Origin of the sequence: Rhodanobacter sp. L36 (assembly GCF_009765755.1) — a bacterium.
Classification (GTDB): Bacteria; Pseudomonadota; Gammaproteobacteria; order Xanthomonadales; family Rhodanobacteraceae; genus Rhodanobacter.
On the sequence record NZ_LMUV01000003.1, the window covers coordinates 99,426 to 114,359 of the forward strand.

Annotated in this window: 11 protein-coding genes; 9 read left to right on the forward strand and 2 right to left on the reverse strand. The window is 63.2% G+C overall.

What is annotated here, in order from left to right:
• The first annotated feature begins 29 nt into the window (after nt 1-29).
• The 5 genes from GSQ73_RS05540 (at nt 30) to GSQ73_RS05560 (ending at nt 7,820) form a co-directional block, all read left to right on the forward strand.
• A complete protein-coding gene (locus tag GSQ73_RS05540) occupies nt 30-2,156 on the forward strand; it encodes a bifunctional (p)ppGpp synthetase/guanosine-3',5'-bis(diphosphate) 3'-pyrophosphohydrolase (protein WP_158881894.1) in 2,127 nt (708 codons plus the stop codon).
• Between the two features lie 105 nt (nt 2,157-2,261).
• Nucleotides 2,262-3,968, forward strand: coding sequence for a hypothetical protein (locus tag GSQ73_RS05545; RefSeq protein ID WP_158881896.1), 1,707 nt, complete (start codon nt 2,262-2,264; stop codon nt 3,966-3,968).
• Between the two features lie 7 nt (nt 3,969-3,975).
• Nucleotides 3,976-4,815, forward strand: coding sequence for an NAD-dependent epimerase/dehydratase family protein (locus GSQ73_RS05550; protein WP_158881898.1), 840 nt, complete (start codon nt 3,976-3,978; stop codon nt 4,813-4,815).
• A 120-nt stretch (nt 4,816-4,935) separates the two neighbouring features.
• Entirely contained in the window at nt 4,936-7,281 is a 2,346-nt protein-coding gene (gene mrcB, locus GSQ73_RS05555) for a penicillin-binding protein 1B (RefSeq protein ID WP_158881900.1), read from the forward strand.
• 2 nt (nt 7,282-7,283) lie between these two features.
• Nucleotides 7,284-7,820: a tetratricopeptide repeat protein gene (locus GSQ73_RS05560; protein WP_158881902.1), complete on the forward strand. Its 537-nt coding sequence runs from the start codon at nt 7,284-7,286 to the stop codon at nt 7,818-7,820.
• A gap of 111 nt (nt 7,821-7,931) precedes the next feature.
• On the opposite strand, the gene GSQ73_RS05565 is transcribed toward GSQ73_RS05560, so the two are convergent.
• Complete coding sequence (locus tag GSQ73_RS05565; RefSeq protein WP_158881904.1) at nt 7,932-8,333, reverse strand: DUF3597 domain-containing protein; 402 nt, start codon at nt 8,331-8,333, stop codon at nt 7,932-7,934.
• 88 nt (nt 8,334-8,421) lie between these two features.
• Nucleotides 8,422-8,808, reverse strand: a complete 387-nt coding sequence (locus GSQ73_RS05570) for an MAPEG family protein (protein ID WP_158881906.1) — start codon at nt 8,806-8,808, stop codon at nt 8,422-8,424.
• Between the two features lie 101 nt (nt 8,809-8,909).
• On the opposite strand from GSQ73_RS05570, the gene GSQ73_RS05575 reads away from it, so the two are divergent.
• The 4 genes from GSQ73_RS05575 (at nt 8,910) to tsaB (ending at nt 14,801) form a co-directional block, all read left to right on the forward strand.
• On the forward strand, nt 8,910-10,868 hold the full coding sequence (locus GSQ73_RS05575; RefSeq protein ID WP_158881908.1) for an ATP-dependent DNA helicase: 1,959 nt from the start codon (nt 8,910-8,912) through the stop codon (nt 10,866-10,868).
• Nucleotides 10,869-10,879: 11 nt separating this feature from the next.
• On the forward strand, nt 10,880-11,248 hold the full coding sequence (locus tag GSQ73_RS05580; protein ID WP_158881910.1) for a VOC family protein: 369 nt from the start codon (nt 10,880-10,882) through the stop codon (nt 11,246-11,248).
• A 412-nt stretch (nt 11,249-11,660) separates the two neighbouring features.
• Nucleotides 11,661-14,015, forward strand: coding sequence for a hypothetical protein (locus GSQ73_RS05585; RefSeq protein WP_158881912.1), 2,355 nt, complete (start codon nt 11,661-11,663; stop codon nt 14,013-14,015).
• A 93-nt stretch (nt 14,016-14,108) separates the two neighbouring features.
• Nucleotides 14,109-14,801, forward strand: a complete 693-nt coding sequence (gene tsaB, locus GSQ73_RS05590) for a tRNA (adenosine(37)-N6)-threonylcarbamoyltransferase complex dimerization subunit type 1 TsaB (protein ID WP_158881914.1) — start codon at nt 14,109-14,111, stop codon at nt 14,799-14,801.
• The last annotated feature ends 133 nt before the right edge of the window (nt 14,802-14,934 follow it).

The window sequence follows — 14,934 nt, forward strand, 5'->3', positions numbered from 1 at the left end:
TATGAAGGCCTGCGCCGAATGCCTCTGCCATGACCCACGCCGTGAAAGTTTCCAGCCTGCAGCAATGGCACGATCGTGCCGGCACGCTGGCGCCGGTACTGGCCGATGCGCTGCAGGTTTGCTGCACGCGTCCGGTGCCGCAAGCCGAGTGCTGCGATGTGCTGGACCTGCTGCACATGCTCGGCTGCGACGCTCAAACGCAGGCAGCGGCGTTGTGGTTCGAACTGGCGCGCGCCGATCCGCACTTGTGGCAAACCGAAGCCCGCAAGTTGCCGCCTGAACTGCAGCGGCTGGTCGCCGGGCAGCAGGCGGCGGAACAAGTCTGGACGCTACATGCACAACGTTCATCAGGCGGCGGCACGGAAGGTCTGCGCCGTTTGCTGTTGGCGATCGTGCGCGATCTGCGCGTGGTGTTCGTGCTGCTGGCGCGGCAACTCGCGCGGATGCGTGGCGCGGCCGCGTTGCCGGAGGATCAGCGCGCGACACTCGCGCGACAGACCCGAGACATCCACTCGCCACTGGCCAACCGGCTCGGCATCTGGCAACTGAAATGGGAGTTGGAAGACCTGGCGTTCCGTTTCCTGCAACCGGACGTCTATCAGCGCATCGCCCGGTTGCTCGACGAACGGCGCACCGACCGCGAAGGTTTCATCCGCGATTCGCTGAGCGAACTACAGCATGCGCTGGAAGCCGCCGGCATCCACGCCGATCTCGCCGGTCGGCCGAAGCACATCTATTCGATCTGGAAAAAGATGCAGCGCAAGGCGCTGGATTTTTCCGACCTCTACGACATTCGCGCAGTGCGCATCCTGGTCGACAACATCACCGATTGCTACGCCGCGCTCGGCGTGGTTCACGGACGCTGGCCGCATCTGTCGGAGGAGTTCGACGATTACATCGCCCGACCCAAGGCCAACGGTTACCAGTCGCTGCACACTGCCGTGCTTGGGCCATCCGGCAAGACGCTGGAAGTGCAGATTCGCACGCACCAGATGCATCGCGACAACGAACTCGGTGTCGCTGCGCACTGGCGCTACAAGGAAGGCGGCAGCAGCGATACGGAGTTCGAGGCGAAGATCGCCTGGATGCGCAAGCTGCTGGAACCACGCAGCAACGACAGCGCGTTGGCAGCGGAACTGCAAACCGAGCTGCTGGAAGATCGCGTTTATCTGCTCACGCCCAAGGGCGAAGTGTTCGACATGGCGCGCGGCGCCACGGTGCTGGATTTCGCTTACCTGATCCACACCGAGGTCGGCCATCGCTGCCGCGGCGCCAAGGTCAACGGCCGCATCGTGCCGCTCACGTTCCAGCCGCAGAGCGGCGATCGCGTGGAAATACTCACGGCGAAATTGCCCGATCCCAGCCGCGACTGGCTGTCGCCGCATCATGGCTACCTCAATACCTCGCGCGCCAAGGACAAGGTGCGCGCATGGTTCCAGCGCATCGCCCACGACGCGAATGTTGCGGTGGGCCGCGCCATGTTCGAGCGCGAGTTGAAGCGCTTTGCGCTGATGAGTGCCGACACGACGAAATTGCCCGCGCACTTTCATCTGAAGTCGCACGACGAATTGCTGGTGGCGCTCGCACTTGGCGAAATCACGCCCGGCCAGGTGAGTCGCGTGTTGCTCGAAGCGGCGCAACCGCCACAGCCCGTATCGACCTTGCCGGCGATTGTCGCCGCACGTCCCCGTGCGCTTGATCAGAGTGCGCTCAGCATCGAAGGCATCGGCAATCTGCTCACCACGCTTGCACGTTGTTGCCAGCCGCTGCCGGGCGACGCGGTGCGCGGATTCGTCACGCGCGGTCGTGGCGTGTCGGTGCATCGCGCGGATTGCGCCAGCCTCGCGCGGCTGGAACGGCGCGACCCGGATCGGGTGATCGAGGTGACCTGGGGTCGCGCCGCCACGCAGGCGTATCAGGTCGAAGTCGAACTGCGCGGCTACGATCGCAAGGGCTTGCAGAAAGATGTGACCGGCGTCATCAGCAATGCGAGCGTGCACATCATCGCGTCGTCGAGTCGCATGTTCGCGCAAACCGGCGAAGTGGAAATGCGCTTCACCTTGCGCGTGCGCGATTTCGAACAACTATCCACCCTGCTCGGAAAACTTGCGGCCTTGCCGAACGTGGTCGAGGTGCGCCGCGTCGGCGTGAGTTGATCGACATCGTGCCGGTCGCTGCAAGCTGAACGCCGGGTCTTGCCATGCGCGGAGCCCGCGCGACCCGATGCTAAGCTGCATCAGTTTCCTTCACAGCCACGAATCATGAGCGGACGCAGGGACAAACATGACGCGGATTCCCGCGGTCGAACCGAACCCACGCTGGGTGACATCGACCATCTGGATGCACCGCGCGCACCTGCCAGCGATGGGCTGCCGCAGGTATCGGTCGAGCCGCGGCGACATCACGCAACAACGCCGCCCACGGTCCACGAAAGTCGGCGCGGCTGGCTTGTGCCGTTGCTGTTGCTGCTGGTCATCGGCATAGGCGCCACGTTGTGGCTCAAGCGTGACAACTTGCGCAACATGGTGCCGCAAACCGATTTCAACGACCTGCTCGGACGCGCGCAGCAGGCCTTGCAATCCGGCCATCTGGACGGCCAGGACGGAACCAGCGCGCGCGAGCTCTATCAGTCCGCCATCGCGCAGGAACCGGACAACGATCGCGCACGCAACGGGCTGCGTCAGGTTGGCCAGGCGGAGCTTGCGCAAGCCGACGCGGCGTTGCAGGCGGGACGTTACGACCAGGCCGCGCAGCAGGCGGGCGTTGCGCGCGAACTGCTTGGCGGCGGCAGCGATGTCGATCGGCTCGATCAGCAGATCGCCACCACGCGCGCGGCGCAGGTGCAGACCACCGACCTTGTCGATCAGGCGCAACAGGCGCTCGCTGCAGGCAAGCTGGATGGCCCGCAAGGCGCGGGCGCACTGTACAGGCGCGTGCTGCAGGCCGATTCCGGCAACGCGGTGGCAGCGCATGGCGTCGATCAGGTGGGCGATGCGCTCGCCGCGCAGGCACGCAAGGCGCTGGATGCGAACGACAACGCAGGCGCTGACGCGGATATCGATCAACTCGCCGCCTTGCAACCGAACAACGGCGCGCTGCCGGGGCTTCGCGCGACGCAAGCGGAACATCACAAGCAACAGAGCGGTGCGCTCGACGATGCGCTCAAGCAAGGCATGGATGCGTTGCGTGCAGGGCACGTCGCCGGCGACGGCAGCGACACCGCGTTGACGCATTTCAAGGCGGCGCTGGCGATCGATCCGGACAACGCGCGGGCGCGCGACGGGTTGGGCATGGTGGCGCAGGCGCTGACTGTGCAGGCTGACGCGGCGATCGATGCGGGCGATGCAGGGCAGGCGTCCGGCTTGCTCGATCAGGCGGCCTTGCTTGCACCGAAATCGGCGGAAATTGCCGCGGCGCGTGCGCGCCTTTCGGGCGTTGCGAAACAACCTGCTTCCCAGGCCAGTGCGCCTGCAGAAAATCAGCCCGACGACAGCGCACCGACAGCGGCACCCGCGGTGCTTTCGCCGCAGCAAAGTGCGGCGTTGGCGCAGATGGTGAAGCGCGCGCAGATCGCTGCATCACACGGCGCGATCATGTTGCCGCCTGGCGACAGCGCGTACGATCTCTACCGCAGCGTGCTGGCGATCGACAGCAACAATGAGGCGGCGTTGCAAGGTCTGCATGCACTGCCGGCCATGGTCATGCAGAAATTCAACGAGTCGATCGGTGGGGGCAACCTGATCCAGGCCGACGACATGCTCGAGAATCTTTCCGAACTGTCGCCCGGCGATGCCAATCAGGCGACGCTTTCAAACCGGCTGGCATCGGCGTGGCTCGATCAGGCCGAGAAACAGCTGACCGACAATGATCGCTTCGGCGCCATGCATTCGCTTGATCGTGCACGCAAGCTCGCACCGGCCAATCCGCGCGTGCAGGATCTGTCCGCACGCCTGCAAGGCGCCCGGTGATTCACGCATGACCGTGCTGGTATTCGGCGGCAGCAGCCAAGTCGGCCGGTTCCTTTTGCCGCGGCTGCTTGCCAGTGGCGAATCCATCGTGGCCGTCAGCCGTTACGAGCAGCACCAGCCGGCGGATGTGAGCTGGCTGCATGGGCGATTGCCCGACGCTGTGCCGGCTTTGCCGGCGGTGTCGGCAATCATCAGCTTCGGCCCGCTGATGCATCTGGCCGAATGGCTGGCGCAGGCGTCATTGAACGACGGGCCGCGCGTGATCGCGATCAGTTCGATGAGTGCGGAAAGCAAGCGCGATTCCAGTGTGCCGTACGAGCGCGATCTCTCGCGTCAGTTGCGCGCGGGCGAGGACGCACTTGCTTCGGCATGTGCACGGCACGGCTGCAACTGGACGGTGCTGCGTCCGACGCTCATCTATGGCGCCGGACTGGACAAGAGCCTCACGCCGATCGCCCGCCGGGCGCTGCGAATGCGCGTGTTTCCGTTGCCGGCAGGCAGCGGTTTGCGGCAGCCGGTTCACGCCGACGACATCGCGCAGGCCGTGCTCGCTGCACTGGAATGTCCCGCGGCGAGTGGACGAATTTTTTCGATCGGCGGCGGCGAACGGTTGAGTGCGCGCGACATGTTTGCGCGCGTGCGTCGCAGCCTGCCCAAGAGCACATTGCCGGTGCCGTTACCGGCGTGGCTGCTGCAACTGGGTCGGCATGCGCTGCCGAAATGGCGAGGCGCGCTTGATCGTCTCGATGACGACCTGATCGCCGACAACGACGAATTGCAGCGCCTGCTCGGTGTTCGTCCGCGGCCGTTTCAGCCTGAGGCGTCGACGTGGATGGCGTCAGCCTGAGACGCGTGTCGCGGGTGAAGCGATTGCCCGTGCTTTGCCCTGAATCGGCCTCCCGCGTTCATATGCGCGCCGGGTGGCAGGCCCTATGATCGAAAGACCCGATTGCCGGATTGTCTGCCGTTGTCCTTCCTGACTCGTACCCGTTCGATCGCAAGCTTCGCCTGGCCGTGGCTGCGCATTCCCTTCTGGATCTGCCTGGGCCTGTTGTTCGGCTTCGTGCTGCCCTACACGCTGGTGTTGAACAAGCGCGTGCAGGATCGCTTCAACGATCTGGTGTTCGCCGTGCCCACGCGCGTCTACGCGCGACCGCTGCCGCTGTCGCCCGGTACGCCGATGACGTCGGCGGCGCTCGAACTGGAACTCACCTTCGCCGGCTACAGTCCCGACGGCAAGGGCGAAGTGGCCGGCAGCTGGATGAAGGACGGGCTGCATTACACGATCGCCTCACGTGGTTACGCCGGCCCCGATGGCGGCGAGTTGCCCAAGCGCATTCGTGTTTCGCTGGGCAACGGCATCGTGCAGCGCGTGCAGGATGACGCGACCGACAAGAGCATCGCGCTGACCCATCTTGATCCCGCGCGCATCGCCACGCTGTATGGCGCCAACCAGGAAGAGCGCCGCATCGTGCGTCTCGCCGATGTGCCGCCGCTGCTGCTCAGTGGTTTGCAGGCGGTGGAGGATCGCGATTTCAAACATCACATCGGCATCGATTTCAGCGCGATCCTGCGCGCGGCTTTCGCCAATGTGCGCGCAGGACACACCGTGCAGGGCGGCTCCACGCTGACCCAGCAACTGGTGCGCAATCTGTTCCTGAGTCGCGACCAGAATTTTGCGCGCAAAATCAACGAAGCATTGATGTCGATGCTGCTGGAAGCGCACTACGACAAGGGCCGGATCCTGGAGGCGTACGTCAACGACGTCTTCCTCGGTCAGCAGGGCGATCAGGCCGTGCATGGTTTTGCGGCCGCATCGGAATTTTATTTCGGTCGTCGCCTGGAAGACCTGCGTCCGCAGGAAGTCGCCTTGCTGGTCGGCATGGTGAAGGGCCCGAGCTACTACGATCCGCGCCGTTCGCCGGATCGCGCGTTGACTCGCCGCAATCTCGTGCTGCAGGAATTCGCCACCACCGGCCTGCTCACCGCCGCGCAAACAAACGCCGCACAGGCGGCGCCACTGGATGTGATCGCGGACGGCCAATTGCCGCACAATCGTTTCCCGGCCTTCATGGAACTGGTGCGCAACCAGATCACCGCGGATTTCGACGAGCAGGCATTGCGCGACGGCAATCTGTCGATTTTCACCACACTCGATCCGGCCGCGCAGCTTTATACCGAACAGGCCATCGCCACGGCGATCAAGGATCTCGGCAAGCGCGCCAGCGCGATACAGGCCGCTGCCGTGGTGACGAATGCGCAGACCGGCAGCGTGCTCGCGGTGGTCGGCAGCCGGACGGCGGGCGATCAGGGTTTCAACCGCGCGCTCGATGCGCGCCGGCCGATCGGTTCGACCATCAAGCCGTTCGTCTATCTCGTGGCGCTGACCCAGCCGGATCGATGGAACCTGCTGAGCCTGCTCGACGACAGCCCGGTGAGCATGCGTCAACCCGATGGCAGCATGTGGACGCCGCACAACGACGACAACCTCAGCCATGGCCAGGTACCAATGGTCGATGCGCTGGCCAAGTCGTGGAATCTCGCAACGATCCACCTGGGTCTCGCGGTCGGCCTGCCGCGAGTCAAGGCGTTTCTTGAATCGTTCGGGCTGACCGACATCAACCCCAGCCCATCGATGCTGATCGGCGCGATCGATCTCGCACCGATCCAGGTCGCGCAGCTGTATCAATACATTGCCGCCGATGGACATGCGCTGCCGCTCGTCGCAGTGCGCGGCGTGCTCGACGGCAGCGGCCGCACCATCAAGCGCTATCAGGTGCAGGGCGGGAATGGCGAATATCAGCCGGCCGTGCGCCTGACCACTTGGGCGATGCAGCAGGTCGCGCTGTATGGAACGGCCAGTGCGATCGGCAATTCCAGCCTCGCGTGGTTGCACGCCGCGGGCAAGACCGGCACCAGCAACGATCTTCGTGATGGCTGGTTCGCAGGATTCACCGGCGAGCATCTAGCCGTGTTCTGGATGGGCCGGGACGACAACAAGCCGACCAGTTTATTTGGTGCGACCGGATCGTTGCGCGCATGGCGCGAGCTGTTCAACAAGTTGCCCACGCAGCCCTTGTCGGCTGCGCCCGGTGATGGCCTTGAACTGGCGTGGATCAACCCGGCCAATGGTCGGCGCACGGAACCGCAATGCCAGGGCGCGCGACAAGCAGCGGTGATTGTCGGTACGCTCTCAAGCGACACCGAAGGATGCGTGATGCAGGGATTGCAGAGCCTGTTCGGCGGCGATCACCCGGCCTCCGCCAGCTCCACCATCCCCACGGCTACACCCGCCACGACGATCCGGAATTGACCATGTTTCATCGCATCAAACGTCTTCGCGTTCTGCCGCTTCTGCTTGTCGCCAGTTGGCTTTCCGCGTGCAATCTTTTTGCGCCCAAGCCGCCGCCACCGCCGCCACAAGCGCCGCTGCCAACCTACGATCGTGTTGCGGCGATTCGTGCTGCGGGTGATCGCGAATCCTCGGTCATCAGCGTGAATGCCTTGCGCGATCCCGGCATCACTTCGCTGCAGGACGCCGCGCAGCAGGACGATCGGGCAGGGCGTTACACCGACGCCGCAGGCAAGCTCGATCAGGCATTGAAACTCAGCCCGAAGTCGCCCGACCTGCTGCAGGATCGCGCGGAAATAGCCGTCCGTTTGAAAGATTACCCGACGGCCGAAAGACTCGCGCACGAGTCGTGGTCGCTCGGGCCGAAACTGGGGCCGCTGTGTGCACGCAACTGGCAGACCGTGGTGGAGGTTCGCCTGCTGGCGCGCGATCAACCCGGCGCCGATTCCGCGCGCAAGTGGGTGCAGCAATGCCACAAGGCCGGCATTCCTCGCTACTGAGTTTCACGGCGCCTGACACGAAAAAGGCGAGCCGACAAAGATGGTCGGACTCGCCCGGGTAACCGGTCGCTCGTTCCGCATGGGCGAGACGGCACGATTCGATACCGCTAATCAGGCATACAGTTCTTTCGGGACGTTGCCGCCGTTCTCGGCAAGCTTCTGCAGCACCGTCTTGTGCAGCCACATGTTCATGTGCGCGGAGTCACCCATCGCATCGGCGGGGCAACCCAGCTCGGTGGCAAGCTGCTTGCGCGTATCGAGGCTGCTGTCCAGTCCGAGCAGTTTGAGCAGGTCGACGATGGATACCTTCCAGTTCAACTTCTGCGAATCGGCAGCGGCCAGTGCATCGAGTTTGGTGACGACATCGACCGATGACATGGCGACCGGTGCGACAGGCGTTTGGGGCACGATGGCGGCGGGTGCAGCGGTGTCGACAGGTGGCGGGGGCGGTGCGGCATCGGCGGCCGGATGACCGAAGCCCAACTTGGAGAGAATGGTGCCGAACAAGCTCATGGAGTTCCTTCCTGGAGTGAGTGGAGTCGCGAAGCCTAGCGGATCGTCGGAGTCGCGCCAATGCGATCCGACGATGTGACCGTCGGATTCAGAACAATGCGGACAGCACCATCACGATGCCGACGATGCTCACCGTCCAGATCAGCGTGCGCACATAGTGAACGCCAGACGCATAAACCGGCACGTACACCACGCGCGCCCAGAAATAGAGTTCGGCGCCCAGCACCGTCGCCTGGCTGTGGCGCCCCAGCAGATGTGCTCCGAGTACGACGGCAAGAAAGAACGGAAAAGTTTCCAGGAAATTCGAGCTGGCGCGATCCAGCCGCGCCACGACACCGGTCAGCGGCGGCGAGTTGTCGCGCGCGCCCGCGGCCCAGGCGGTGCCGCGTTGCACGGTGGCGCCTGTCGCTGCGATCGCGATCTGCAGCAGTCCCAGTACGACGCTCCAGCAAAGCAGGGTCAGTTCGATGGTCATGATGTTTCTCCCCGTGGTGGTGTCGGCATGGTGACTCTTTGTCGATGAACCTGCCAGCGCATCGGATTTGCCATGCCGGTGCGCTCGGCCATACTTGCAGGATGACCGACTTTGATTCCAACGCGTCCGACGACATAGGCGAACTACTTGGCGCCGACGGACCGTTCGCGCGCGAGTTGCCGAACTTTGCGCCGCGCATCGCGCAGCAGGTCATGGCGCGCGCGGTGCAACAGGCCATTTCTTCACGCGACACGTTGATCGCCGAAGCGGGCACGGGTACCGGCAAGACGTTCGCCTACCTCGTGCCGGCGTTGCTGTCGGGCGAACGGGTGATCATTTCCACCGGCACCAAGGCGCTGCAAGACCAACTGTTTTTTCGCGATCTGCCGCGCGTTCGCTCGGTGCTGGGTGCGCGACTGAAAACGGCCTTGTTGAAGGGGCGCGCGAATTACCTGTGCCTCTATCGACTCGACCAGACCGTGCGCGAAGGTGCGACATTCGATCGCACGCAAGCTTCGCAGCTGGCGACGATCCGCGCATGGTCGGCGCGCACGCGACGCGGCGATCGCATGGAACTGGCCGAAGTGCCCGAGGAGTCGCCACTGTGGCCGCGCGTCACTTCCACGCCGGAGAACTGCCTTGGCGTGGAGTGCGCGTTCTTCGACGATTGTCACGTGGTGAAGGCGCGGCGCGAAGCGCAGGAAGCCGATGTTGTCGTGGTGAATCACCACCTGCTGTTCGCCGATCTCGCACTGAAGCAGGAAGGTTTCGGCGAAATTCTTCCTGGCGCTGCTGCCTTTATTCTCGACGAGGCGCACCAGATCCCCGAACTCGCAGGCCAGTTTTTTTCGCAGAGTGTCAGCGCGCGGCAACTCAGTGAGCTTGCGCAGGATGCACTGGCCGAATGCGCGGGCGTCACCGGCGCGATCGGCCTGTTGCTGGAGCCGGTGGAAGCGCTGCAGGATGCGTTGCGTCGCCTGCGGCTGGCGATGGATGTGCTGCCGCAACGCGGCGCATTCCAGCATCTGGACGGACACGCCGCCATTGGCGAGGCGTTGCACGATCTGCGCGAATTGCTGGCGACCTTGCACGAGCTGCTGGCGTCGCAGGCGGAACGCTCGCGCGGTTTCGCCAACCTGCACGAACGCGCCGGAACATTCACGCAGCGACTCGATCGCATTGTCGACGAGCGCGGCGAACGTGACGTGCGCTGGTACGAACATTTTCCGCGTGGATTCGCGCTGTACGCCACGCCGCTGGATCTCGCCGTGCCGATGCGCGGATTGCGCGAGCGCACGCAGGCGGCGTGGATCCATACCTCGGCCACGTTGTCGGTGGCCGGTGATTTCGGACACTTCGCGCGCCAGCTCGGACTGGACGATCCGCGCACGCTGAGCCTGGGCAGCCCGTTCGACTATGCGAAGCAGGCACTGTGCTATCTGCCGCAGGGTTTGCCCGATCCGTCCGCTCGCGATTACACCGAGCAGGTGATCGAAGCGGTGCTGCCGGTGCTGCATGCATCGCGTGGTCGCGCGTTTCTGCTTTTCACGTCGCATCGTGCGTTGCGCCGCGCCGCCGAACTGCTGCAGGACAAGGTGCCGTGGCCGCTGTTCGTGCAGGGCACCGCGCCACGTCCGCGACTGCTTGAGGAATTTCGCGCCAGCGGGCATGGCGTGTTGCTTGGCGCAGCCAGTTTCTGGGAAGGCGTCGACGTGGTCGGCGAAGCACTCAGCGTGGTGGTGATCGACAAGCTGCCGTTCGCCGCGCCCGACGATCCGGTGCTGATGGCGCGGCTGGACGCGCTCGAACAATCCGGCATCAATCCCTTCATGGGCTGGCAGGTGCCCACCGCCGTGATTGCGCTGAAACAGGGCGCGGGACGGCTGATCCGCGATGTGCACGACCGCGGCGTGCTCGTATTGTGCGATCCGCGACTGACGACGAAGGGATATGGACGTCTGTTTCTTTCGAGTATTCCGCCGATGCCCCGCACGCGCGCGCTGGACGATGTGCGCGTATTCTTCGACGATTCGTCGATCCCGGCGATGGCAACCGGCTGAAGAAAAACAACATGGCGAAGGCAATCGGTTTCGGTGGTGTGTTCTTCAAGTCGCGCGATCCCGCGACATTGAGCGCCTGGTATGCGAAACACCTGGGCCTGCAACCGCAGGACTGGGGCGGCGTGCAGTTCAATGAGGACGCGTCGCGTCCGGGTTTCACGTTATGGGCGCCCTTCGGTGATGACACCCACTATTTCGGGCCCGGCACGCAACCGTACATGCTGAATTTCCGCGTGGATGACCTGGATGTCTTGCTGGCGCAATTGCGTGCCGACGGCGTCACCGTGGACGAGCGCGTGGAGAAAAGCGAACTGGGGAATTTCGGCTGGATCACCGACCCCGAAGGCATGCGGGTCGAGCTGTGGCAACCGCCGGGCTGAGCAATTCCGGGGCCGATTATCTCCGCCAATGTTCGTCATGGCACGTGATGATTTCGAACGGCTGAGCGAGCGAACTGCTGGAAATCGTTGCCCGAAGACACACGTCCAGAGCCGATTTCGTTCGCAAGTCAGTGCGCTTTTGACCCAATCTTCAAAATAATATGGACGTCCATACGTCCGTCAGCTGGCGCGTCGCCACTGTTGATGATCCAAACGATCGTTCGGATCGATGGTGCCTTCACAAATTGCGCCAATGCGCAGATTGCGCCGTCGCCTATTAAACCTCTCGTTCAGACAACGTGTAGGAATCTTGACGGCGGTCTCATCCAGACTTCCGAATCGCGCTTGCCTCTGTCATGCAGCCGATCCCACGATGCACGTCCCGAGTCACGTCCAAGGGGGAAACAAAGTCATGAATTCGAGTGCCCTGTTTTCGAACGGCCGCTTCGTGCTACCTGCGATCTTCTCGCTGGTCGTCGCCTGCCTTTCCGGTGCGGCCAGCGCAGCTGCGCCGACACTCGCTGCGCATCCGCGCCTGATCCTCGACCCGACGACGCTGGCCACCCTGAGGCTCCGGGCTGCTGCCAATGGCGCGCAATGGGTCGCACTCAAAAAACAATGTGATTCATATATCGGCGGCACGGTGGGTTACCCCACCGACGCCACGTATCCGGACTTGCCCAACCTCGGTCAGGGTTATGAGGGCGAGTCGTATCTTCCTGCGTTGCTGGCCGAGGGCATGTGTTACCAGGTGCTCAAGACGAGCAACCCGACTGCGGCGGCAACCTATGGCGCCAAGGCCGTGGATATCCTCATGAAGATGTCCACGCCATTCACCACGGGCAGCGGCAACAAGGGTGAAGACCCCTGTACCGACGACGGTTACGTCATGCGTTTCTTCGGCGTGGGCTTCGGCCTGGGCTATGACTGGGTTTACGACTTGCTGACTTCCACGCAGCGGGCCCAGGTCTACAACACGGCCAACCAGTGGATCGGCAAGTGGCAGGCCGTCAATGGATGCTCTGCCTTCGCGTACGAACATCCGCAAGGCAACTACTACGCGGGTTTCTTTCACGCACAGGTTGTCATCGCGCTGGCGACTTACGAGGAAAATTCGAGTGCCCCTGGTGTGTGGAACGACTGGCTGACCAACCAGTTCGAAAGGCGTGTGCAACCCTATTACGCAAAGCATCTGACCGGCGGTGGCTGGCCCGAAGGCTTCGCCAACTACGCGCCACTGGGCGTGCTCAACATGAGCTTGCCCGTGCGTGAGGTGAAAACGGCCACCGGCCAGGATCTCGTGCACGGCGCCGCGCCATACAGCTACCCGCTGGACATGGCCAATTACGCCATGCACTTCGGCTGGCCGTCGCTCAACTATTTCGACGATCGCGATACCAATCGCTCCAATTCGACGACCCAGCCACCAGGGACGCCTAACCTGTCGCTGTATCAGCAGGTACTGGGTGAGTTGTATTACTGGGGGTCGCCACTTTCCGCCGTCTTCAACCAGTACCGGCTCTCGGTAAGTAGCGCAACCGGCCAGTATGGCCAGGCTGATCAATGGATCGGTTTCCTCGAAGTATCTCCGGGTGCAGTCGTCGCGCCGATCAGTACGCTACCGCTTTCTTATCTGGCGACCGGCATGGGTGCCGTGGCCGCGCGATCGAACTGGACCACGAGCGCGACGTGGATGTCATTCCGATCCGGGCCTTACACGAACAATCCCGGTCAGGGTGAGCAGGATTTTGATGAAGGCAGCCTGGCATTGGTTCGTGGCGCCACGCCGCTGCTGGTCAACGCGACGGGTTGGGCCGTGCATAACCCGTCGGGCAACACGGGCGAGAACGACGTCTATACCGACAACTACGGTAGCTTCAGCAGCGGCAATGATGCATCGGGAAATCGTCGCCCATACAACATTTTCTTCGTTCGCCACATGAACGGAGCAAATCTCGCCGAAAGCTATGGACAGGCTGCCAATACCAGCGAGGACGATGGGGCAAGAACTACCGTGACGGCCTATGAAGACGGTTCGGACCACGTGTTCGTTCAGGGGCGCTTTCTCAACGACATGTATCGACGTTTCTCTGGCGGGCCGGCGGTAAGCGGCTGGGCGCGGAACATCGTGTATCTACGCCCGAACCGATTCGTGGTCTACGACCGCACCACCATCGGCAATGCTTCCTACGACCAGTACATGGCCTGGCACTTCCCCGCCAGCCCCGTATCGTCCACCACGGCTGCCGGTTACAACCGGCTCGACGTCACCTACAACAACCAGTACGCGGGCGCGATGACGACCGTGCTGCCAGCAGCCGCCAAGGTTTCCACCACGACGCTGTATCCCGACCTCAAACCGTCGAAATTCTGGGAAACCCAAGTGCGGCCGAACAATACGGCTGTGGGCCAGCAATGGCTTGCGGTATTCGATCTGTCGCCGGCCGCCGCGCAGGTGGCGACAGTCCAGCCCGTCACAGTCACTCTTGGCAACATCAACGGCGTGCAGCTCCTTGCCAGCGACGGCAACACAATGGTGATCAACAACGCCGGTGCCGCCAACACCACCATCAGTGGCAGCTTCGGCTACAGCGTTTCGCTGGTGGCGGCACGCAACATCGTCACCGAATTGCCCGCCAACACCGGATACACGGTGACCACATCCGCCGGCAGTTCGTGCACGATCCGCGTGACCCCGGGCGGCACGCTCAAGAGCAGCGCGAAGGGCGTGCTGGATTTTCTGGTCAATAGCAACTGCACGATCTGACATCTAGAACGTTTCAGGTTTGATCGATCGATGCGATGGCAGAGGGGAATGGCGATGTCTGCCTTTCCCCTCTGCCGTTATGATGGCCGGGTCATGAATCTGCTCGCCATAGAAACTGCCACCGAAGCTTGTTCCGTCGCGTTGATCCACGGCGACGAACTGATCGCGCGCAGTGAAATTGCGCCTCGTCGTCACACTGAACTCGTGTTGCCCATGGCCGACATGTTGCTGGCCGAGGCGGGCATAGGACGCCATGCGCTCGATGCGATCGCTGTGGGTCGAGGCCCTGGCGCGTTCACTGGTGTGCGGCTTGGCGTGTCGCTGGCGCAGGGCATGGCCTTGGCGCTGAATGTGCCAGTCATCACCATCTCCTCGCTGGCAGCGTTGGCGCTCGAAGCACCGGAAGAAGACGACTCGGCCATCCTCGCGGTGATCGATGCGCGCATGGGCGAAATATACGTGGCCTGCTACCGCCGCGATGACAACGGCGGCCTGGTTGCACTGGACGAAGAACGAATTTGTACTGCCGAAACACTGGTATTGCCGGATACCGATGCCTGGCAGGTGGTTGGCAGCGGCTGGGCGACTTACGGCACCGTGCTGAGCCAGCGCCTGACTGGTACGTTGCGCTCGGCCGATGGCATGCGTTATCCGCAGGCAGCGCACGTCGCTGAACTGGCGATGCGCGAATTCCGTGCTGGTCGCGCGCAGGCGGCGGAGCTGGCGTTGCCGGTCTATCTGCGCGACAAGGTCGCGCTGACGCTGGTGGAGCAGGGCAAGGCCTGAAGCGGCAGATGGGTGATCGTGCTGTAAATCACATCGCCGTCGATGGTTCGTCCATCGACGGCAACGCGTTTTTCATCGGCGCCAGATGTTTGCTTGTCCGTATCGAGTCTTTTTTCATCCTCATCGAAACATC

Bases quoted from the DNA above. Each gene is read 5' to 3' on its own strand.
- GSQ73_RS05540 (WP_158881894.1), top strand. From the start codon at position 30: ATGACCCACGCCGTGAAAGTTTCCAGCCTGCAGCAATGGCACGATCGT.
- GSQ73_RS05545 (WP_158881896.1), top strand. From the start codon at position 2,262: ATGAGCGGACGCAGGGACAAACATGACGCGGATTCCCGCGGTCGAACC.
- GSQ73_RS05550 (WP_158881898.1), top strand. From the start codon at position 3,976: ATGACCGTGCTGGTATTCGGCGGCAGCAGCCAAGTCGGCCGGTTCCTT.
- GSQ73_RS05560 (WP_158881902.1), top strand. From the start codon at position 7,284: ATGTTTCATCGCATCAAACGTCTTCGCGTTCTGCCGCTTCTGCTTGTC.
- GSQ73_RS05565 (WP_158881904.1), bottom strand. From the start codon at position 8,333: ATGAGCTTGTTCGGCACCATTCTCTCCAAGTTGGGCTTCGGTCATCCG.
- GSQ73_RS05570 (WP_158881906.1), bottom strand. From the start codon at position 8,808: ATGACCATCGAACTGACCCTGCTTTGCTGGAGCGTCGTACTGGGACTG.
- GSQ73_RS05575 (WP_158881908.1), top strand. From the start codon at position 8,910: ATGACCGACTTTGATTCCAACGCGTCCGACGACATAGGCGAACTACTT.
- GSQ73_RS05580 (WP_158881910.1), top strand. From the start codon at position 10,880: ATGGCGAAGGCAATCGGTTTCGGTGGTGTGTTCTTCAAGTCGCGCGAT.
- GSQ73_RS05585 (WP_158881912.1), top strand. From the start codon at position 11,661: ATGAATTCGAGTGCCCTGTTTTCGAACGGCCGCTTCGTGCTACCTGCG.
- tsaB (WP_158881914.1), top strand. From the start codon at position 14,109: ATGAATCTGCTCGCCATAGAAACTGCCACCGAAGCTTGTTCCGTCGCG.